This is a genomic window from Ensifer sp. ENS10, from assembly GCF_014852025.1.
Taxonomy (GTDB): domain Bacteria; phylum Pseudomonadota; class Alphaproteobacteria; order Rhizobiales; family Rhizobiaceae; genus Ensifer.
Map to the genome: position 1 here is coordinate 212088 of NZ_JACVAS010000002.1, position 20147 is coordinate 232234.

Annotated in this window: 16 protein-coding genes and 1 pseudogene; 6 read left to right on the top strand and 11 right to left on the bottom strand. The window is 62.7% G+C overall.

Going from position 1 to position 20147, the window contains the following annotated elements; all coding sequences use genetic code 11:
• Positions 1 to 53: 53 nt before the first annotated feature.
• Positions 54 to 971, top strand: a complete 918-nt coding sequence (locus IB265_RS07955) for a hypothetical protein (RefSeq protein ID WP_192494737.1) — start codon at positions 54 to 56, stop codon at positions 969 to 971.
• Positions 972 to 975: 4 nt separating this feature from the next.
• On the opposite strand, the gene IB265_RS07960 is transcribed toward IB265_RS07955, so the two are convergent.
• The 5 genes from IB265_RS07960 to rpiA all read right to left on the bottom strand — a co-directional run bounded on the left by IB265_RS07960 (position 976) and on the right by rpiA (position 6130).
• Complete coding sequence (locus IB265_RS07960) at positions 976 to 1374, bottom strand: GFA family protein (protein WP_057248864.1); 399 nt, start codon at positions 1372 to 1374, stop codon at positions 976 to 978.
• Positions 1375 to 1561: 187 nt separating this feature from the next.
• On the bottom strand, positions 1562 to 2935 hold the full coding sequence (locus IB265_RS07965) for a class II 3-deoxy-7-phosphoheptulonate synthase (RefSeq protein ID WP_057248967.1): 1374 nt from the start codon (positions 2933 to 2935) through the stop codon (positions 1562 to 1564).
• Between the two features lie 256 nt (positions 2936 to 3191).
• Positions 3192 to 4580, bottom strand: a complete 1389-nt coding sequence (gene gor, locus IB265_RS07970; RefSeq protein ID WP_112996241.1) for a glutathione-disulfide reductase — start codon at positions 4578 to 4580, stop codon at positions 3192 to 3194.
• 187 nt (positions 4581 to 4767) lie between these two features.
• Positions 4768 to 5313 carry a DUF2059 domain-containing protein gene (locus IB265_RS07975; RefSeq protein ID WP_058328291.1) on the bottom strand — a complete coding sequence of 182 codons (546 nt, stop codon included), beginning with the start codon at positions 5311 to 5313 and terminating at the stop codon, positions 4768 to 4770.
• 121 nt (positions 5314 to 5434) lie between these two features.
• The gene (gene rpiA, locus IB265_RS07980) at positions 5435 to 6130 is read right to left on the bottom strand and encodes a ribose-5-phosphate isomerase RpiA (protein ID WP_057248861.1); all 696 of its coding nucleotides are present in this window, start codon (positions 6128 to 6130) and stop codon (positions 5435 to 5437) included.
• A 224-nt stretch (positions 6131 to 6354) separates the two neighbouring features.
• Here rpiA and IB265_RS07985 point away from each other — a divergent pair, with 224 nt between their 5' ends.
• On the top strand, positions 6355 to 7032 hold the full coding sequence (locus IB265_RS07985) for an HAD family hydrolase (protein WP_192494738.1): 678 nt from the start codon (positions 6355 to 6357) through the stop codon (positions 7030 to 7032).
• A gap of 49 nt (positions 7033 to 7081) precedes the next feature.
• Here IB265_RS07985 and IB265_RS07990 read toward each other — a convergent pair whose 3' ends face one another.
• Complete coding sequence (locus tag IB265_RS07990) at positions 7082 to 8971, bottom strand: murein L,D-transpeptidase (protein ID WP_058324069.1); 1890 nt, start codon at positions 8969 to 8971, stop codon at positions 7082 to 7084.
• Between the two features lie 450 nt (positions 8972 to 9421).
• On the opposite strand from IB265_RS07990, the pseudogene fumC reads away from it, so the two are divergent.
• Positions 9422 to 10874, top strand: a pseudogene (fumC, locus tag IB265_RS07995) (class II fumarate hydratase).
• Positions 10875 to 11065: 191 nt separating this feature from the next.
• Positions 11066 to 12136 (top strand): GGDEF domain-containing protein, encoded by a 1071-nt coding sequence (locus tag IB265_RS08000; protein WP_057248857.1) that lies wholly within the window; start codon positions 11066 to 11068, stop codon positions 12134 to 12136.
• Between the two features lie 115 nt (positions 12137 to 12251).
• On the opposite strand, the gene IB265_RS08005 is transcribed toward IB265_RS08000, so the two are convergent.
• The 3 genes from IB265_RS08005 to IB265_RS08015 form a co-directional block, all read right to left on the bottom strand.
• Complete coding sequence (locus IB265_RS08005; RefSeq protein WP_309140264.1) at positions 12252 to 13043, bottom strand: M15 family metallopeptidase; 792 nt, start codon at positions 13041 to 13043, stop codon at positions 12252 to 12254.
• A gap of 64 nt (positions 13044 to 13107) precedes the next feature.
• Positions 13108 to 13716 carry a pyridoxamine 5'-phosphate oxidase family protein gene (locus IB265_RS08010; protein ID WP_192494741.1) on the bottom strand — a complete coding sequence of 203 codons (609 nt, stop codon included), beginning with the start codon at positions 13714 to 13716 and terminating at the stop codon, positions 13108 to 13110.
• Between the two features lie 127 nt (positions 13717 to 13843).
• Positions 13844 to 14752 carry an alpha/beta fold hydrolase gene (locus tag IB265_RS08015; protein WP_192494742.1) on the bottom strand — a complete coding sequence of 303 codons (909 nt, stop codon included), beginning with the start codon at positions 14750 to 14752 and terminating at the stop codon, positions 13844 to 13846.
• A 17-nt stretch (positions 14753 to 14769) separates the two neighbouring features.
• On the opposite strand from IB265_RS08015, the gene IB265_RS08020 reads away from it, so the two are divergent.
• On the top strand, positions 14770 to 15282 hold the full coding sequence (locus tag IB265_RS08020) for a MarR family winged helix-turn-helix transcriptional regulator (protein WP_093232993.1): 513 nt from the start codon (positions 14770 to 14772) through the stop codon (positions 15280 to 15282).
• Between the two features lie 18 nt (positions 15283 to 15300).
• Here the strand turns inward: IB265_RS08020 and IB265_RS08025 are convergent, their stop codons facing one another.
• Positions 15301 to 15675, bottom strand: coding sequence for a gamma-butyrobetaine hydroxylase-like domain-containing protein (locus IB265_RS08025; protein WP_057248853.1), 375 nt, complete (start codon positions 15673 to 15675; stop codon positions 15301 to 15303).
• A 253-nt stretch (positions 15676 to 15928) separates the two neighbouring features.
• On the opposite strand from IB265_RS08025, the gene moaA reads away from it, so the two are divergent.
• Entirely contained in the window at positions 15929 to 16978 is a 1050-nt protein-coding gene (moaA, locus tag IB265_RS08030) for a GTP 3',8-cyclase MoaA (RefSeq protein ID WP_192494743.1), read from the top strand.
• A gap of 284 nt (positions 16979 to 17262) precedes the next feature.
• Here moaA and IB265_RS08035 read toward each other — a convergent pair whose 3' ends face one another.
• On the bottom strand, positions 17263 to 19806 hold the full coding sequence (locus IB265_RS08035) for a methyl-accepting chemotaxis protein (protein WP_192494744.1): 2544 nt from the start codon (positions 19804 to 19806) through the stop codon (positions 17263 to 17265).
• Between the last annotated feature and the right edge of the window lie 341 nt (positions 19807 to 20147).

Consider the following 20147-nt stretch of genomic DNA (forward strand, 5'->3'; position numbering starts at 1 on the left):
TGAAATTCAAGCATCCGGCACGCCGCGCAAGCTTCGGGGGGTGTGCGCAGCAAATGCGTGTCGTGGCAGAGCATGAGGGCGTTGCGCCAGTTGGTGCGCTTGCCTTCACCGCAGAAGATTTTCGCAATCATCCGAACTTCCGGGCGATCCTTCAGGCGAGCGCCCGCGATCTGATGTCGGTGTTTGATGTCTTCCCTCGAGTTGCCCGCCTCGTCGCCTCCCATCAGAAATGGACGCTGAGCCAAGCCGTCTACACACTTCACCTCGAGCGCGATCCAGCGAATCCGGAGACGGGTATCACCACCGCGCGCCTGCTAAAGTTCATGCATGAGATGGGCGGCGCCAGCCGCAATACCGCTGCCGCCTTCATTGCCGAACTGCTGACCTACAAGCTGCTGCGCGATACTAATGGCGGTCGTGCCAGAAAGAAAGTGCGGCCCCTGGAGCCGACCGAAATCAGCGAAGGGGCGATGTTGCGCTGGTTCATGAGCCAGATGGGCACGCTCGACCGTTTCGACGGCAAGGGCCGCCTTCAGCGCGTCGAAGCCGATCGGACGATCTTTGAGCGCGCCCAACCGATCGCCACCCGCCTGCTGCTCGCCGACCGGCGGTGGAACGAGCCGCCGGAAGCTGTGGCCGCCTTCGTCTGGACCGAATGCGGCGGCCTGCTGCTCGACGATCTCATGTCGCGGCCGCAAAGCCTCGATCCGGTCGACGGCAAAGTCTGGCTCGAAGCGAGCCTCTCGGAACTCGCCACGCACTACATGATCTCCAACACGCATATCAGGCGCATTTTCACCCGCGCCCAGGATGCGGGCCTCATCGGCCGCGCCGGCGAAGGCCAGCGCGGGCTGTTCTGGCTAGGCGAACGCCTGCTCGACGAATATTGTCAGTGGCAATCGGTCAAGATGGCCGGCCTTGCCAATGGCTATGAGCAGGCGGTTCGGCAGGCAAAAAGCATGCCGGAGTGATCGCTCAGCTGCGTCCGGCCGCATATTTCGGCAAGTCGTCGGTGATTTCGTAGAAGTCGCCCTGGTCTTCGCAGAAGATGTGATAGCCACCCTTCAGCACGGTCGGCTTCTCGAAGGCCCCAGCCATGATCGAGATGTAATCCTGCCCGTCGCCCTTCCAGAACAGGGCCGAGCCGCAGATCCGGCAAAAGCCACGGCTGGCGCTGTCGCTTGCCCGATACCAAGTGACATGCTCCATTCCCTCGACCTCAAGGCCGTCGTTCCGGACATTCGTCGCGGCGTAGTAGAGCCCGGTCTGCTTCCGGCATTGGCTGCAATGGCAGTAGATCAGCTCGCGCAGCTCGCCCTGTGCGGCAAAGCGCACTGCCCCGCAAAGACAGCTTCCCTTGTGAACGTCCGGCATTGTTCCCCCAAAGCGAAATCGTGATGCATCACCCTGTCATGCGGTGGATAAGGCGGCACGATTGCGCGCGCCGCTTCCTGCTCCAGACACGAAAATGCCGGACCAGCTTCCAGAGCGGGCCCGGCATTGTCAAATTCAAAACTCCCAAGCGACGTTCAGAAACCCTGAACGATGCCAGGGGATTAGATCAGCCGTTGACGACCATCTTCTTCTCGTCGCGGCCGCCCTTCATGCGCTCGGCCAGCAGGAACGCGAGTTCCAGCGCCTGGTCCGCATTGAGGCGCGGATCGCAATGGGTGTGGTAGCGGTCGGCAAGATCGTCGCCGGAAAGCGCGCGCGCACCGCCGGTGCATTCCGTCACGTCGTTGCCGGTCATCTCGATATGGATGCCGCCCGGATGCGTGCCCTCTGCCCGGTGAATCTGGAAGAAGCTCTCGACTTCCGACAGGATCCGCTCGAACGGGCGGGTCTTGTAGTTGTTGAGCGTGATCGTGTTGCCGTGCATCGGATCGCAGGACCAGACGACCTTCTTGCCTTCGCGCTCGACCGCACGGATGAGGCGCGGCAGATGCTCCGCCACCTTGTCATGGCCGAAGCGGCAGATCAGCGTCAGGCGGCCGGCTTCGTTGGCCGGGTTCAGAAGATCGATCAGCTCCAGGAGACCATCGGCCGTCAGCGACGGGCCGCACTTGAGACCGAGCGGGTTCTTGATACCGCGGCAGTATTCGATGTGCGCATGGTCGGGCTGGCGGGTACGGTCGCCGATCCAGATCATGTGGCCGGAGGTGGCGTACCAGTCGCCCGAGGTCGAGTCGACACGCGTCAGCGCCTGCTCGTAACCGAGCAGCAGCGCCTCGTGGCTCGTGAAGAAATCGGTCTCGCGCAGGCTCGGATGGTTTTCCGAGGTGATGCCGATCGCCTTCATGAAGTCCATGGTCTCGGAGATGCGGTCGGCGAGCTTGCGGTAGCGCTCTGCTTGCGGGCTATCCTTGACGAAGCCGAGCATCCACTGGTGCACGTTGTCGAGGTTGGCATAGCCGCCCATGGCGAAGGCGCGCAGAAGGTTCAGCGTTGCAGCCGACTGACGGTAGGCCATGATCTGGCGTTCCGGGTTCGGGATACGCGCTTCCTCGGTGAACTCGATGCCGTTGATGATGTCGCCGCGGTAGGACGGCAGCGTCACGTCGCCCTGCTTCTCGATGTTGGACGAGCGGGGCTTGGCGAATTGGCCGGCGATGCGGCCGACTTTCACCACCGGCTGCTGTGCGCCGAAGGTCAAGACGACGGCCATCTGCAGGAATGCGCGGAAGAAGTCGCGGATCGTGTCGGCGCCATGCTCGGCGAAACTTTCAGCGCAATCGCCGCCCTGCAGCAGGAAGCCGCGGCCTTCGGCAACATTGGCAAGTGCACTCTTCAGACGGCGCGCTTCGCCTGCAAACACCAGCGGCGGATACTTCGCGAGGCTCGCTTCGGTCGCCTCAAGCGCTGCCAGGTCCGGATAGTCCGGCACCTGCTGGATGGGTTTCTGCCGCCAGCTGTTTGGAGTCCAAGTTTGTGCCATTTCGATCACCTGTTGTCTGCCGCGGATCTATCCGCGCGGGTCGCGCCCTGACGGCCGAAGGTGGCCGCCCGGTATTCGGAAATTTCACTCATGTCCGCGTGCCCTGCCCCAACGCAAGATTATTGCGCCAAGCTCGCCCGAAGCCGGTGACTTCGCGGATGCGGGCTTATAGACGTTAAGCGAAGGCTTGGAAAGACATCCTACCAGAATTCATCGGCTCCGGCGCCTGCAAAGCAAGGCACCGGCTGCCGGGGCCTCAGACCCGCTCGCCCTTGCGGATGCGGTAGGACGGCGAATACATCGTCACCAGTTCTTCCGCCGCCGTCGGGTGCACCGCCATCGTCCGGTCGAAATCGTCCTTGGTGCAGCCGGCCTTCAGCGAGATGCCGAGCAGCTGGGCCATCTCGCCCGCATCATGGCCGAGGATGTGGGCACCAAGCACCTTGCGGTCGGCAGCGTTGACGATCAGCTTCATGATCATCTTTTCCTTGCGGCCCGAAAGCGTCGCCTTCATCGGCCGGAATTCGGCGCGATAAACGTCCAGCTCGTCGAAGCGGCGCGTCGCCTCTTCTTCCGTCAGACCGACGGTGCCGATCTCCGGCTGCGAGAAGACGGCGGTGGGGATCAGGTCGTGATCCGGCGACACCGGATTGTTCTTGTACTCGGTCTCGATGAAGCACATGGCCTCGTGGATCGCGACCGGCGTCAGTTGCACGCGGTCGGTGACATCGCCAAGCGCATAGATGCCAGGCGCACTGGTGCGCGAGAACGCATCGACGATGATGGCGCCGCGCTCATCGGTCTTGACGCCAGCCGCTTCGAGGCCGAGGCCCGTGGTGTTCGGCACGCGGCCAAGCGCCAGCATCACCTGATCGACGGCGATGTCGCCGTGCTTCATCGTGCGCGCGACACGCTTCCCAGCATCATCGAGGGCGACCGACTGGATAAGGTCCTCGCACAGGATACGGATGCCCTTCTCTTCCATGGCCACATGCAGCCCGCGGCGCAGGTCTTGGTCGAAGCGCGACAGAATTTCCTTGCCGCGATAGATCAGCGTCGTCTCGACGCCGAGGCCGTGGAAGATGTTGGCGAATTCGACGGCGATGTAGCCGCCGCCCGCAATCAGGATCGACTTCGGCAGCTCCTCGAGATCGAAAGCCTCGTTCGAGGAAATGCAGTGCTCGTGTCCCGGCAGCGCGTCATGCGGCGTCGGATGACCGCCGACGGCGATCACAATCCGCTCGGCCGTCGCCGTGCGGCCGCTGTCGAGCAGGCGAACCGTATTGGGACCGACCAGCTCGGCGCGCGTATGCAGGATTTCGGCGCCGGCATTGTTCAGACCCTTCTGGTAGAGCCCTTCGAGCCGGGTGATTTCCTGTTCCTTGGCGGCGACCAGTTTCTGCCAGTCGAACCGGCTTTCGCCGACCGACCAGCCGAAACCGGCTGCGTCCTCGAAATGTTCGGAAAACTGCGACGCGTAGACATAGAGCTTCTTCGGCACGCAGCCGCGAATGACGCAGGTGCCGCCGTAGCGAAACTCCTCCGCAATCGCCACCTTCTTGCCGAGGCTCGCTGCCAGGCGCCCGCTCCTGACGCCGCCGGATCCGCCACCGATTACGAAGAGGTCATAGTCGAAAGCGGGCATGGACAGTCTCCTGAAAGCAGCGGCCGAAATGGCGAAATGGAAAGCGCGCCGAACGATCTCGCGTTCGGCAGCCGGTGCGACCAGCCGAAGGCCGCGCCGCAGGCACATATAGTGGTGCCTCCGGCCAAAAGAAAAGCCCGGATCTCTCCGGGCTCCTCGAAACGTGATGAACCGTGGCCGGCGACGGTTATTGCGCCGGCGCCTGGACGGCGCCCTCGGCAGCCGGCTGCGTGCTGCCAACCTTTTCGTCGAGCGACTTGGTGGCTTCCTGGGTCAGATCGCGGGAAACGCCTGCGGCCCAGATGTCGGCGGCCTTCAGCAGTTCGCGCGAAGCGATCGGGCCGTTATCCAGGAGCTTCTTGCCGGCGGACGAGCCGTAAAATTCGGTGATCGCGTTCAGTTCTTCGAGCGAGAAGGTCTTGGCGTAGATCGTCGCCGCTTCGTTCTCGAGATCGGCACGGCGCGCGGCAAGGCTAAGTGCCTTCTCGTCGACGGTTGCCGTGATCAGTTCCTGATGGTTCGGCGATGACTGGATCAGCGTGTTCTTCAGCCGCTCGGCAAGGTTCGGCAGAATGTTGTCGAAGCTGTTGGTCACGCCAAGCGCTGCGATCGTCGCGCGCGCTGCCTTGATCTGCTCTTCGGAGACGTCCTGGGCCTGCACCGCCGGAATCGATGCGGAAAGCAGAATCGCGGTGGCAGCGAATGTGCGGACAAGACCTGCGAGTTTGTTCATTTTTACCCTTGCTCCTGTGTTTGTCGCATGCTGCCCGGGCGATTTCCGCCGCCAGGCCCGCATGTGTGGAAACCTGTTGTCTTTACCGCTCCCAGCCCATTGCGGGCTGTCGGGAGCCAGCTCAGGACGCAGTCAGAATGCGTGCCTGCTCCGGCCCTGCAATGATTGCCAGCGACGCGATATCGATGAAAAGCCCGTGCTCGACGACGCCGGGAATGGCATTCAGCTCCCCCGCGAGCGCATCTGCATCAGGAATACGGCCAAAAGATGCATCGAGAATGAGGTGTCCACCGTCGGTCTTGAAGGCGCCGTCGTGCGATTGACGCACGGCGATTTCGCCGGAAAGGCCGAGCCGCGAAGCGACTTTCTCGATCGCGATCCGCGTTGCCACCTGACCGAAGGGATTGACCTCGATCGGCAGCTTGAAGGCACCGAGGACCTCGACCACCTTCGATTCGTCGGCGATCACGATCATTCGCTTCGACGTGCTCGCGACGATCTTTTCGCGCAGCAACGCGCCGCCGCCGCCCTTGATCAGCCGCAGCCGGCCATCGACCTCGTCGGCGCCGTCGATCGTCAGGTCCAGTTCCGGCAGCTCATCGAGCGATTTCAACGGCACACCGAGTTCGAGGCAGAGCCGCGCCGTGCGCTCCGAAGTGGGAACGCCTTCGATGCGGAAGCCGGAGGCGACCTTCTCGGCCAGCAGCCGGACAAATTCCTCAGCCGTGGAGCCCGTACCGATGCCGAGGCGCATGCCGTCTTCGACATATTCCAGAGCCGCAGCCGCGGCTTTGATTTTCATTTCGCGGGCGTCCATGCGCCAGTCGCTCCCTTGTAATTCCGACGGACGGCTTTGCTGCAAGCAGCGAACGGCCGGCCCGTTTTCCGCTGAGACACTTACACGCCCGGCGACGCAAACAAAAGTCAAAATGAAATTGCCGCCAAGGATTCCGCAGGACTTGGGACATGTACTCCCCATTGCATTCTGCTGTCACTTCGCCTACCCGAACGGCAACGTTTCCGGTGCCATGAGGTTTTTCGGTGTCATCTCCCATAGTCGTCTTCGATCTCGATGGAACGCTTGTCGATACCGCGCCGGACCTGGTCGCGAGCCTCAACCATGCGGTGACCCAGGCCGGCATCGCACCGGTCGGCTATGCGGATCTGACCCATCTTGTCGGGCACGGCGCACGCGCCATGATCGAGCGCACCTTCGCGCTCCGGCAAAAGCCGCTCGCTGAAGACGTCCTGGAATGGCAGCTCAAGGAGTTCGTCGATTTCTACCACGGCTCGATGCCCGGCGATTCGCTGCCCTATCCGGGCCTCATCGACGCGCTCGACCGGCTCTCCGGCGCCGGCTTCAAGCTGGCGGTCTGCACCAACAAGCCGGAAAAGCTGGCAACGCGCCTGCTCGAACGCCTGGGGCTGATCGAACGCTTCGCCGCGATTTCGGGTGGCGACACTTTCGAAGTGCGCAAGCCGAACGCCGAGCACCTCCTGAGAACCGTCACCAATGCCGGCGGCTCGGCGGAACGCTCGGTGATGGTCGGCGACAGCCTCAACGACTTCCTCGTCGCCCGCAATGCAGCGGTGCCGTCGATTGCGGTTCCTTTCGGCTACTCGGACGTTCCCGTCGAAAGTCTCGAACCGACGAAAATCATCAGCCACTTCGACGAGCTGACACCGGAACTGGTCTCGGCGCTGCTCGAGACCCGATGATCGAACAGAAAAAAGGCCGCTCGAAGCGGCCTTTTCTTATTCTTGTGTCCTATCCTTCGGCCCTGCGGGCGCCGCGCGTCGCGTCAAAGGCGCGGTTCATGTACATGTCGCGCTCATAGACGTCGTCGAAATACTCGACGACACCATCCTTGTTCGGCCAGGCCGTGAAGTAGGCGACATAAACCGGCACCTTCACCGGAACCTGCAGCGCCTTGTTGCCGCCGCCGGCAATCTCCTTGCCGACGTCCTCGACGCTCGTGCCGAGCACGGCCGCCGCCATCAGGCGCGGATCGGCAAGCCGCACGCAACCGTGGCTGAGTGCCCGGTTGTCGCGCTTGAAGAAGCTCTTCGACGGAGTGTCGTGCATGTAGATCGCATGCGCGTTGGGGAACAGGATTTTCAGCTCGCCGAGCGCATTGTCGCTGCTCGGCGGCTGGCGTACTGCGACCGAAGCGGTTGAGCCGTTCCAGTTGACCGACGCCGACGGAACCGGCCGGCCGCCGACCTCGACCTGGTAGCCCATGCGATCGAGATAGTTCGGGTCGCTGCGGAGCTTCGGCAGCATCTCGTTGACGATGATCGACTGCGGCACGCCCCAGTACGGATTGACCTCGACGGTCTGGATCTCGTCCTGGAAGAAATAGGTCTGGTTCGTCTTCGAGCCGACGACCACGCGCATCGAGAACTGCTCGGCGTCCTGGTCGGTATAGGTCGCGGTGAAGGCCGGTTGGTTGATGAAGACGTAGCGGCCGCCGAGGCCATCCGGCAGCCAGCGCGCCTGCTCCATGGCGATCTCGAGCTTGTTGATCTTGTTCGCCACGCTGTCGCCACCCGTCAGGATGCGCACCGACGCCTGGCCGACGACCCCATCAGCCTTCAGCCCGTGTTCCTTCTGGAAGGCCTCCACCACGGTTACCAGTTCCGGCGTGTATTCCGGCGCTCCCTGGTAAGCGGCAAGAACCGCCGCATGTTCGGTCTTCAGCGCTTCCGAGCCCTTGAGGCGAATACCGGCAATGATGTTGGCGAGCTCGGGATTGCTCTGGCCCGGCTTAAGCAGCGTGCCGGGCGCGATCTCGACGCGCTGCTCAGCGCCCGTTTCCGCCCTCAGCTTCTCCAGTTCGACGGAGAGTGCCGCAAATTGTGCGCTCTTCGGGTTCTGGTCGTTGAGAAGCGTGGCGACGTCGTTGCTCGCAGACAGCTTGTCGAGAAGCGGGGCGAGTTCGACAGTCTTGCGCTTGAAGTCGTGGTAGCCGGAGATCTTGTTCGGATCGATGCGGCCGCGCACGGTGTCCTGCGTATAGGTCAGCGTTGCCGCCGACAGCGCGATTTCGAACTGCAGCAGTTCCTTTTCGCGCGCGATCATGTCGCCGCGGTCGAAAGTGTCTGCCGGTACGTTGACGGCATAGTCCTGCGGGTCGAGACCGACCTTGGCGGCATCGGCGAGGACGGCGACCGCCGCCTTTGCCTTGGCGTTCACGCCTTCGGCGCCGATCCAGATGTAATCCATGCGGGCGCCGTAATGGGCTTCGACCGCCTTGGCGACGTCGCCGGACGCGCGAACGTTGATATCCGGCAGGAACTGCCGCGCGTCGGCAAGCGGCGTGCGCAGCATCGGCGGCAGCGCATCGTTGCGCACGGAGCCGGTAACGACCGGGTCGAGCAACTTGTCGGTTGAGATGCGACGCAGCGGCTCCGCCTTGTAGGTGTAATATTTGGGGCCCGTGACCTTCGGCAGCGGCTTGGCCGCCTGCTGCGGGTCGACCATCGTGCCCATGCCCGGCAGCGGCTGGTTCGGCTGAACCTGCTGAGCCTCGGTCTTCTTCCGGCCCGCCCGGATGAAATCGCCAAATGTGAAGGCCGAAGCCGGCCGCACATCCATGGTCGCGATCGCACAGCCGCTCATGAGCGCCACGACCGCTGCCGTCTTAATTACTCTCATATGAAACTACGTCCCCGTATCGCGTTGTCGCCGAATTCGACTGAAGCCAGATTCTCGCCACGCCCTCGTGCACTGAAAGTTATAGAAAAGGATGGTGAATGAAAAGGAAACGCGCCCGCGAACATCGACCTTGAATCTCCTTCCTCGTCCCAGCAAACGCCTCGATTCCATAACGTTCGAAGGGGGATAAAAATTTGATCCATATGGATTTTATTTCAGCGGAAGGTCATGGGCCGGTTGCAGCCGCCGATTGGCGGCTAAAAAGAACGCCGCGCCTGTGACCTAAAAATCACAACGGCGCCCGCGGCCCGCAAGCGACCGAATCACCATCGTTCCGGGCCGGCCTTGTTGCACGTCAACGTTTCAAACGATTGTAGCATGGCAAGCCGCGCCACGCCCCTTTACAAGCTCCGGCAGGCGGGGCAGAGAGAGGCCCGGCACCCTGGGGAGATGCGCCACCCGGCCCCTCGCCCAGGCTTCATGAACCGCATGATCCAAGGCAGGTATCACGATGACATCGACGCGCACGGAAACAGACACGTTCGGCCCCATCGAAGTGGCAAGCGACCGCTATTGGGGCGCCCAGGCCCAGCGCTCGCTCGGCAATTTCAAGATCGGTTGGGAAAAGCAGCCGGCCTCGATCGTCCGGGCGCTCGGCATCGTCAAGCAGGCAGCCGCCCGCACCAACCAGGCGCTCGGCCGTCTGGATTCCACCGTCGCCGATGCCATCGTCAAGGCATCGCAGGAAGTGATCGACGGCAAGCTCAACGACCATTTCCCGCTCGTCGTCTGGCAGACCGGCTCGGGCACCCAGTCGAACATGAATGCCAACGAGGTGATTTCGAACCGCGCCATCGAACTGCTCGGCGGCGTCATGGGCTCGAAGAAGCCCGTGCATCCGAACGATCACGTCAACATGAGCCAGTCGTCGAACGACACCTATCCGACGGCGATGCACATCGCCTGCGCGGAACGGGTGATCCATGACCTGCTGCCGGCATTGAAGCACCTGCACAAGGCGCTGGAAGCCAAGGTCAAGGCATTCGATCACATCATCAAGATCGGCCGCACCCACACCCAGGATGCAACCCCGCTGACGCTTGGCCAGGAATTCTCCGGCTATGCCGCGCAGGTCGCTTCCTCGATCAAGCGCATCGAGATGACGCTTCCCGGCCTTTGCGAACTCGCCCAGGGCGGCACGGCCGTCGGTACCGGCCTCAATGCGCCGGTCGGATTTGCTGAAAAGGTTGCCGACGAGATCGCCAAGATCACCGGCATTGACTTCACCTCGGCGCCGAACAAGTTCGAGGCGCTCGCCGCCCATGATTCCATGGTCTTCAGCCATGGCGCGATCAACGCGACGGCTGCAGCCCTCTTCAAGATCGCCAACGACATCCGCTTCCTCGGCTCCGGCCCGCGCTCCGGTCTCGGCGAACTGTCGCTGCCTGAAAACGAGCCTGGCTCGTCGATCATGCCCGGCAAGGTCAACCCGACCCAGTGCGAAGCGCTGACCCAGGTCTGCGTCCAGGTCTTCGGCAACCACGCCGCCCTCACCTTCGCCGGCAGCCAGGGCCACTTCGAGCTCAACGTCTTCAACCCGCTGATGGCCTACAACTTCCTGCAGTCGGTGCAGCTGCTTTCCGATGCGGCCGTGTCCTTCACCGACAACTGCGTCGTCGGCATCGAGGCACGCGAAGACAACATCAAGGCGGCACTCGACCGCTCACTGATGCTGGTCACCGCCCTCGCCCCGAAGATCGGCTACGACAACGCTGCCAAGATCGCCAAGACCGCCCACAAGAACGGCACGACGCTGCGCGAAGAAGCCGTCGGCGGCGGCTACGTGACGAACGAAGAGTTCGACGCGATCGTGCGCCCCGAAACGATGATCGGCCCGGCCTGATCCATTTTGACACACCACGGCGCCTCAACGGCGCCGTGGGTTCAAGTCGCAAACGCTAGGATAGATCGGCGGGAATGGCCGCAGTCGATCGAACTGCGGTGCACCGCGGCGGCAAATATTAAGACTTCGCAAATCATTTGCCCCTAAAAATCATAACCCGTAAGCAGTGATTAATATTAGGGGGTTTGCACATGCAAACGGCAAACTCGGGCAAAGCACAGACGCCCGATATCGCAGCGCAAGTAACCCATGCCATGCGCATGATGGGTGTCGCGCCTATCCCCCGCAACTACGAACTCTATTACGAAGCCTATCTCGGCTCCAACCCGCAGCTGTCGAAAGAACTCGCGGCGCTCGGTAGCCGCGCGACCCAGGAAGAGCTGGATGCGATCGGCGCGCAGTACTTCAGCCACATCCACCGCTCGAACGGCATCGAGCGCGCCCACACCACCCTTGCAGCCAAGCTTGCCGAGCTCGTTACCCTGTTGCGCGACGAGCAATACGCGCTTGAGAACTACAACAAGGTTCTCGATGAGGCCTATGTCAACATCGTCAGCAAGAGTGCATCGAGCGCGGATATCCTGCGCCACGCGATCGGCATCCTGACCGAGGCGACGGCCGAGACGATGAGCCAGGGCAAGGAGCGCGTCGAGACCGTTGTGCAAAAGTCCTTCGAAATGGAGGTCATCCGGCAGGAACTCGACGAGTACAAGCGCATCGCCAACACGGATTCGCTCACGCGTCTCGCCAACCGGCGCGCCTTTGACGACAATCTGGCGGCCGTCTACAACAATGAGCACCTGAGAAATTACACTGGCCTGCTCGTTGCCGACATCGACCATTTCAAGAAGGTCAACGACACGTTCGGCCATCCGGTCGGCGACAAGATCCTCGCGACCGTCGGCGGCGTCCTTCGCGCCAACCTGCGCCGTGAGGCGTTCGTTGCCCGCACCGGCGGCGAGGAATTTGCCATTATCCTTGGCGACAGCACCCAGGAAGAATGCCTGCAGATCGCCGATCGCATCCGCACGGTTCTTGCGGCAACGCCCTTCCGCAATTCGAAGACCGGTGTCAACTACGGCCCGATCACGCTTTCCGTTGGCGTCTGCATGGCGACCGCAGCAGAAGACCCTGTCGATCTCTACAACAAGGCGGATATCGCGCTCTATTCGGCCAAGAATGGCGGGCGCAACAAGACCGTTCTCTTTGAAGACGGCATGCGCAAGGAATCCGGCCGCAACTGGCTGATCTATCGACGCTGACCTACGGCGCTCTGCGATCGAACTGACAATCGGCGCTCTTCATGGGCGCTCTTTGTTTGCCGCTGCTCGGGCATGCGTGAAGCACCGCCCGCTCTGAACGCTGCGAGGCAGCCGACTAGTGGCCGCAGGCATCCGCGCCCGCCGCCCGCGCGATCGCGATCAGCTCCGGCCGGTACTCGAAATGCATCGTATCGAAGTGGTACCAGCGGCCACCCCAGATGAAGCCGTGCTTCTCGAAAATCTCGACGATATCCAGCGGATAGCGGTTGCGATAGCCGTGCACCCCCTTCCCGGACCAGCGCCAGTAATCCGCAAAGCCCGTATTGAGATCGATCGCCGCGCCGAAGCTATGGACCGACAGCGTGGCAGCACCGGCAATCGGCCGCCAGTTGAAGGTGCCGGCGCTTGGGCTGAGATAGCGTTTGAGTTCAGCATGTCGCGAAAGATCCGCGGCGATCGCCTTCAGCGCCGCGGCCGTTCCGTGCTTCCGCGTCACCCGCAGCCGCTCGCCGAACCAGTCCACAGTGACGAGATCCCGCCTGACAGCCGTAGCACTGCTGCCATAGAGCCGCTTCAACAGTGCTTCGCTGCGGATGCGACCCGGATCGAAATCGACGGCCGGCGCTTTCGCACACGCGCCCAGCGGATAGATCTGTGACAGGCTGTCCTCGATATCCGCCGCGGCCAGTTTCTCGGCATGGCTCTTCTTCTTGCCGTCGTCGATGTCGAGCGGCGCCCCACCATCCCTGAGAACCAGGATATTGCCATCGATCCGCTCGATGGCATCGGGGTAGGCCTTAGCCAGCAGGCTGAGCTTCTCGGATAGACTTGACTCGCCGGCTGTCGCCTTGCCGGCCAAGAGCGCGAGCAGGAGTGCTGATGCACCTGTCAGAGCCTGCCGCCGCACCCTTGCCTCCACCCGCGCGCTTCGCTGAGATGGGCGACCGTACCGGTCAGCCCCCCGCAGCAGCCTACCACATGGTCTTGGCGGCGCGCTCCGGCCATTCGCGGTCATAGGTTTCGCGGTCGAAATCCGCCTTGGCCGCCTTCAGCAACGTGCCGGGCGTCGGCAGCGATGCCGGATCGAGGAAGCGTTCCGGGTTCCAGAGCTGCGCCCGCATGACGGCGCGGGCGCATTGGAAATAGACTTCACCGATGGTCACGACAATCACGCTGCGCGGGTGCTTGCCGTCAACCTCGAAACTCCCAGTCAATTCCGGATCGATGCTGAGCACCGCCGTGCCATTGATGCGCATCGTCGTGTTCGAGCCGGGGATCAGGAACATCAGCGCGACGCGCGGATCGCGGACGATATTGGCGAGCGAATCGACCCGGTTGTTGCCGCGCCAGTCGGGAAGCAGCACCGTCCTGTCGTCGGCGATCCGAACCACGCAATCGTCGTCACCGCGCGGCGAACAGTCGAGGCCTTCCGTCCCGACGGTTGCGAGCGCGCAGAAAGGCGAGGCCTCGATCATCAGCCGATACTCCGCCGTCAGCGTCTTGGTGACCTTGGCCACCGATGCTTCGCTGACACCGCCATAGAGCGCGTTGAGTTCCTCGACCGAGGTGATGACCGACATGCCGTCCTCCAATACCGAAAAATCTCCGGATCGATGGCGGGGCGCGGATTGCGAAGCGATTCCGGAGGCTAAAGCGACCCTTCGACCGATAGCATGACAGTCTGATGACGGCAGCTACGAAAAATAGTCAGGCGGCGGCTTTTTGATCTTCCGCGTGTATGAAGGCATTGATCCGCGCGATCACGGGTGCGGCCGAAACGATGCGGCGATGGCCGAAACCGTTTGCCCAAAACATCTCCACGTTCGGCCCGGCCGCTGCATAGCGGCGGGCGTGCTCGGCGGCGACCTCCTTGTCGTCCTCGGCATGGATGACCAGCGTCGGCACGGCGAGGACGCCGATGATCCGCGCGGCGTCGAAATCCTCGAGGCGTCTGCCGGCGAGACGCTCGACAACATCTTCGAAGGCCGCCTGCGTCTTCGGCGCCAGGCGAAGAATTTTGCCGAAACGTTTGAAAAGCCAAGTCATCTCGCTCGGCGCGCCGATCAGCACCAGCTTCTTCGCCACATGGCTGCGCACGTCGCAGACGATGCCGCCCGCCGCACAAGCAAGGCTTCCCCCGCCAAAGGAATGACCGACGCAGACATCGAAATTGCCGAAATGCCGCCAGGCGGCGTCGATCGCCCTGACCGCTGCAGGCATCGTGAGTGTGCGTCCCGGCGAACCGCCATGCCCCGGCCAGTCGAGCGTCACCACTTCAGCGCCGCCTTTGACCAGGCCATCGATCATCGCAGCCAAGTAGTCGCTGCGCGATCCCCAGCCATGCACGAGCAGGATGCGCTTGGCGTTGGCGGCATTGCGCGGAGCGGCGAACTGGCGTGCCAGCACCCAGCCGCCGGCATAGGAAAGCGTCACCGGCTGCCCCGTGGCGATCACGGGCGCCGCGGCCGCGAGCGCCGCCCTCTCCTTGGCGTTCTTAGGCTTCCGGCCGGGCGTCACGCTGAAAAGCTTGAAGGCAAGCCTGCCGGCGGCCTCGGGCGAGAACGCTGCCACGCCTTTCAGCGTGTGGCGGATGACCTTGATCGCAAAGGGTGCCATAGTGGGAATCTCTTGTTATGTTCAATGCTGAACATAATTGTACAACGTTGAACAAAAATCAAGTGACGACAGAACACCATTTCCCTTGGGATCACCCCCGTTTCCGCAGCTGGATCGCGGTTGCGCGCGCCTGCCAGCTCATGCAGCAGACGGTGACGCGCGAGATCGCCCATCTCGACATCAAGCCGCCACACCTCGATATCCTGATCAACCTCTACCGCTTCGACGGCATTTCGCAGCAGGAACTGGCACGCAAACTGCTGGTGGGCCGCTCCAACATGAGCATGCTGTTGCCGCAGCTGGAAAAGCGCGGCCTGATCCTGCGCCGCGGTGACGAGAAGGACAAACGGGTGCTGCGGTTGTCGCTGACACAGGAGGGCCGCAACCTTACGGAGGCAGCCATGGAGATCCACACGGCGCTGATCGAGAAATTGCTGGACGACGAGCCGTTGGAGGACTGCATGGTGGTCACCCGATCCATGGAGCGGCTGATCGGGATACTGCTGAAAGAAGAGGACGAACTGGCCTGACGACAGGCACAGTCGAGATCAGCGCGGCTTTTCCGTCTTGTCGCGCGACATGCCCTTCTCAGCGAGTTCCTGTTCATAAGCACCGAAGAGCTCTCCACCCTTCTCGCCGAGTTCGCGCAGATAGCTCCAGGTGAAGATGCCGGTATCGTGAAAATCGTCGAAACCGATGCGCACCGCGTAGTTGCCGGTTGGCTGCACTGAAATGATCTGCACGTTGCGCTTGCCGGGCACCGTCACCCGTTGGCCCGGCCCATGGCCCTGCACTTCGGCAGACGGCGATAGTACCCGCAGCATCTCCGCCGAGAGATCGAAGGATGCGCCATCGTTGAAGGCGACGACGAGCCGGTGGCGATCCTTGGAGACACGCAGTTCCGTCGGCCAGATTTCACTCATATTGCCTGCTCCTGTTCGCGAACGGCAAACGCGATGCCGTCCATTCGCCGTGATCCGCCTGAAAGCTCCATCGCACCTTGCTTGCTGAAACCTCCTATCCCTGATGCGGCTTTGACTTAGGGATGAGTATGCACTAGCGCAGAAATCGGCTGGCGAGAATTACCCTGCTCTTCCGATCAACACTTTGCGACAGTATGCGCCTTGACGCGAGCAGGTTCGACAACGACATTGAAAGGGCTGGGAGAAAGACGTTTTGAACACAGCCACGATAGACAGGTTCGGCGCCAGGCCGCTAGAGCAGAAGACCGTTCCAATGATCGACCCCTTCGGTCGGGCGATTACCTATCTGCGCGTGTCGGTCACCGATCGCTGCGATTTCCGCTGCACCTATTGCATGGCGGAACACATGACCTTCCTGCCGAAGAAGGATCTGCTGACGCTCGAAGAATTGCACCGGCTCTGTTCCGCCTTCATCGCCAAGGGCGTGCGCAAGCTGCGGCTCACCGGCGGCGAGCCGCTGGTGCGCAAGAACATCATGTTCCTGGTGCGTGAACTCGGCAAGGAGATCGAGGCCGGCCGGCTCGACGAGTTGACGCTGACGACCAATGGCTCGCAGCTCGCGAAATATGCCTCCGAGCTTGTCGAGTGCGGCGTCAAGCGCATCAACGTCTCGCTCGACACGCTCGATCCGGCGAAGTTCCACCAGATCACCCGCTGGGGTGACCTCTCCAAGGTCATGGAAGGCATCGACGCGGCCCAGGCTGCCGGCCTCAAGATCAAGATCAACGCCGTGGCGCTGAAAGGTTTCAACGACGCGGAGATCCCCGATCTCATGCGCTGGGCCCATGGCCGCGGCATGGACCTGACGCTGATCGAAACCATGCCGATGGGCGAGATCGAAGAAGACCGCACCGACCACTACCTGCCGCTCTCCGAGATGCGCCGGCAATTGGAACAGAGCTTCACGTTCTCGGACATCCCCTATCGCACCGGCGGCCCTGCCCGTTATCTCGAGGTTGCGGAAACCGGCGGACGGCTCGGCCTTATCACGCCGATGACGCATAACTTCTGCGAAAGCTGCAACCGCGTCCGCCTCACCTGCACCGGCACGCTCTACATGTGCCTCGGCCAGAACGACGCGGCCGACCTGCGCACTGCGCTCCGCGCCTCCGACGACGATGCCTATTTGAGCCAAGTGATTGACGAAGCGATCGGCCGCAAGCCGAAAGGCCACGACTTCATCATCGACCGGGAGCACAACCGCCCCGCCGTCGCCCGCCATATGAGCGTCACCGGCGGCTAACCGTCCCGCACGACACCACTTTGGACGAACAACCGGCAGGCGGCCCCTCAACCGCCTGCCGGCACCTTCTCCCTCGCCAAGCGGGGAGAAGGGAATGTGGGGCACACGCTCGTGTCCCCACGTACTCCGCACAGATGCGTCGACGGCTTGCGCTTTCCGGCGACCTACATTCGGATGTCTTGCCGCAGTGCACGTCCCCCTCGCCCCGCCTGCGGGGAGAGGGTTAGGGTGAGGGGCTGACAAGCCGGGCGGCAAGCCTTGAAAGCCGCCGTCGGAGGAACAGATCAGGCCGCGTAGCTCCCGCGCCCCTGCGCCTGCGCACCCATCCCCTCCGTACCGGTGCGGAAGCGCTCGATCTTCTCGTTAAGCGCTTCCACCTGCCGGCGAAGCCCGTGGATCTCGGCGGTGTTCTCCTCGACCATCGCGGCGTTCTGCTGGGTGATCAGCTCGACCTCATGCACTGCAGAATTGACCTCGTTGAGGCCGGTGTACTGGTCGGCTGCCGAAGCCTCGATATTGCTGACGAGGTCGTGGATCGTGGTGATGTGGCTGTTGATGACGGTGAGCGCATCGCCCGTTTCCTGCACCAGAGCAACGCCGCTCCGCACCTGCGCCGAGCTTTCGGAAATCAGCCCCTTGATCTCGCGAGCAGCTCCTGCGCAACGCTGGGCAAGCTCGCGCACTTCCTGCGCCACGACGGCAAAGCCACGGCCCGCCTCGCCTGCCCGCGCCGCCTCGACGCCGGCATTGAGCGCCAGGAGGTTGGTCTGGAAAGCGATCTCGTCGATGACGCCGATGATCGTGCTGATCTTCTCCGACGAGCGATTGATCTCCGCCATGGCGTCGATCGCCTTGGCCACCACCTGGCCGGAATGCTTGGCATAAGAATTGGTTTCGCCCACCGACACCGTCGTCTTGCGCGCACTTTCCGCCGTCGTGCGAACGATCTCCGTCAACTGCCGAAGGGCACGCGAGCTTTCCTCGAGTGCGGCCGCCTGCTGCTCGGTGCGGCGTGCCAGGTCGTCAGCCGACGACGCGAGATTGCCGGTGCCACCGGTGATCTCGCCTGTAACGACACGCACGTCGGCCAGCGTCGCGCGCAGTGCCTCGACCGCATTGTTGTAGGTGCGGGCCATGATGACGTAGTCGGCCGGCAGGTCCTCCGCCATGCCTTCCTCGAGATTGCCGTCGGCGAGAGCAGCGAGAACATCCGAAAGCGCATTCAGCGCCTGCATCTGCTCGGCCTCAACCCGGGCACGCTCCGCGGCGCGGCGCGCTTCTTCTTCTGCCGAAAGCGCACGCGCCGCCTCCGCCTCGCGCCCCAGCCGCACGTTCTCGAGGGCATTGTCGCGGAACACGGCAACGGAGCGCACCATGTCGCCGATCTCGTCGCCGCGGTTGCGACCCTCGATGGCAACGTCGAGATCGCCGCCGGCAAGCCGCGTCATCGTTTCGGTCACGCGCTTCAGCGGGCCACGCAGCGTTTCGACCAGCATCAGGCCACCGATGATGGCGAGCAGCGTGCCGGCAATCATGGCGACGATCGAGACATCGGCCGAGCGCTGGCTGTCGACCTTGCCGGCTTCCTGCGCGCTGCTGACGAAACTCTCAAGCGTGGTGCTGGCAGTGGCCACGAGTGCCGAAGCTTCCGCCTTGGCCGCCAGCCAGCGGCCGCCGACGTCGATCAGTGCCGCGGTGTCCTTGTCGATGTTGCCGAGCGAGGGCCCAAGCTTCGCCGGAAGATCGCGAAGCGCCGCGTTCTTGCCGCCGAGTTCGCCGAGCTTGCCCGCCGTTTCGCGAACCGTCTGGATGTCAGCCATGACCGGCTCGCGGCCCGCGGCATCGAGCTTGCGGTGCAACTCGCTGATATGCAGCCGCGTGCTGTCGAGCCCCTTGAAGGTATCGCCCATCAGCGCGATGAGGGTCTTCAGTTGTGAAATCTCGGCATCCATGCCGACGAAGCGCTTGGCCGCCGTATCCGAGTTCTTGGCTGCCTCCTTGGCGAAGTCCGCTTCATATTTGGAGAACTTGCTGAGGATCGGCACCAGCGCGTTCTTCTTCGCCTCGCTGTCCTCGGTACCGGCAAGGATCGCCTGAACCTTGAGCGCCTGTTCCTTCACGTCGGCAATCGGCGCTTGCACCTTTTCCGAGGCAATCTTTTCGGCCTCATCGATCTGCTTCACGAGATGCGGCAGCAGCTTGCCCGCCTGATCGATCTTGGCATCCGGATTGACGGCCATCGTGACCGGCAGTCGGAATTTCTTGATGCGCTCGGCCAGGCCCTGATAGGCGGCGGCATCGAAGAGCAGCGCCTTGGCGAAGGCTTCCTTCTCGCCGGATTCCTTGCGGATGATGTCGATCTGCTTGTAGGCACTGTTGCCCTGCTCGGTCATGTCGGCGAGCGCCGTTTCCAGCGATGCCGTCACCTGGTCCCGCTCGAGCTTGGTCACCCAGAGCTTTTCCGTCTGGCTGCGCATCGCCTCGCCCAGCGCCAGCACCGAGGCGATCTCTGCCTTGTCCTCACCGCGCGTCAGCAGGCTGTCCAGCGTCTTCACGCCGCTTTCCTGCTCGTCGATCTGGCTCGCCAAAGCAGCCCGCGTTGCCTCGCTCGGCGCATCGGCAAAAGCCTGCAGCGCGCTGCGCAGCGCCTGGAAATCCGAGAGATTGTTGATGGTTTCCCGCGTCACGGTCATATGGCCGTTGAGCGTGCGGGCGGTAAAGAAGCCAATGAGACCAATACCGGCAATCAGCGCCACAAGCGGAACCACGAAAAGCAGAACCTTGGTGACGATCCGCAAGCGCTGCAGCAGGCGATCGATGAAAGACATTGCGCACCCCTGAATTATTCTTATGGGAAGCAGGCCCGCGCGGCGGCTTTTCTTGGTGGAAACACCGATGGGACGAGTGCCGAAGGCTCTCCTAAGCCTGGGCAGACGTCCCTGGAATGGCCACCCTGCAAGGTTACTGCGGCGCCACCCCGCCGATCGCGTCATGCGAATGGATGCGGAATTGCAGCGACGATAGGCAGCGAAACTTAAGATTCCGCGAATAAGTTCATGTTCGCCGGCGGACATTTTAGCGGCCTGCCACAGTCTTCCGGGCAATTGAACTCGGCTGGGGCGAACCGTTCTACTTGCGCTGAAAGAAAAACGGCCGCCGCATGCGATCC

Excerpts from the sequence above, each read along its gene's own strand:
- IB265_RS07955 (WP_192494737.1), top strand. The coding sequence starts at position 54 with ATGCGTGTCGTGGCAGAGCATGAGGGCGTTGCGCCAGTTGGTGCGCTT.
- IB265_RS07960 (WP_057248864.1), bottom strand. The coding sequence starts at position 1,374 with ATGCCGGACGTTCACAAGGGAAGCTGTCTTTGCGGGGCAGTGCGCTTT.
- IB265_RS07965 (WP_057248967.1), bottom strand. The coding sequence starts at position 2,935 with ATGGCACAAACTTGGACTCCAAACAGCTGGCGGCAGAAACCCATCCAG.
- gor (WP_112996241.1), bottom strand. The coding sequence starts at position 4,580 with ATGCCCGCTTTCGACTATGACCTCTTCGTAATCGGTGGCGGATCCGGC.
- IB265_RS07975 (WP_058328291.1), bottom strand. The coding sequence starts at position 5,313 with ATGAACAAACTCGCAGGTCTTGTCCGCACATTCGCTGCCACCGCGATT.
- rpiA (WP_057248861.1), bottom strand. The coding sequence starts at position 6,130 with ATGGACGCCCGCGAAATGAAAATCAAAGCCGCGGCTGCGGCTCTGGAA.
- IB265_RS07990 (WP_058324069.1), bottom strand. The coding sequence starts at position 8,971 with ATGAGAGTAATTAAGACGGCAGCGGTCGTGGCGCTCATGAGCGGCTGT.
- IB265_RS08000 (WP_057248857.1), top strand. The coding sequence starts at position 11,066 with ATGCAAACGGCAAACTCGGGCAAAGCACAGACGCCCGATATCGCAGCG.
- IB265_RS08010 (WP_192494741.1), bottom strand. The coding sequence starts at position 13,716 with ATGTCGGTCATCACCTCGGTCGAGGAACTCAACGCGCTCTATGGCGGT.
- IB265_RS08015 (WP_192494742.1), bottom strand. The coding sequence starts at position 14,752 with ATGGCACCCTTTGCGATCAAGGTCATCCGCCACACGCTGAAAGGCGTG.
- IB265_RS08020 (WP_093232993.1), top strand. The coding sequence starts at position 14,770 with ATGTTCAATGCTGAACATAATTGTACAACGTTGAACAAAAATCAAGTG.
- IB265_RS08025 (WP_057248853.1), bottom strand. The coding sequence starts at position 15,675 with ATGAGTGAAATCTGGCCGACGGAACTGCGTGTCTCCAAGGATCGCCAC.
- IB265_RS08035 (WP_192494744.1), bottom strand. The coding sequence starts at position 19,806 with ATGTCTTTCATCGATCGCCTGCTGCAGCGCTTGCGGATCGTCACCAAG.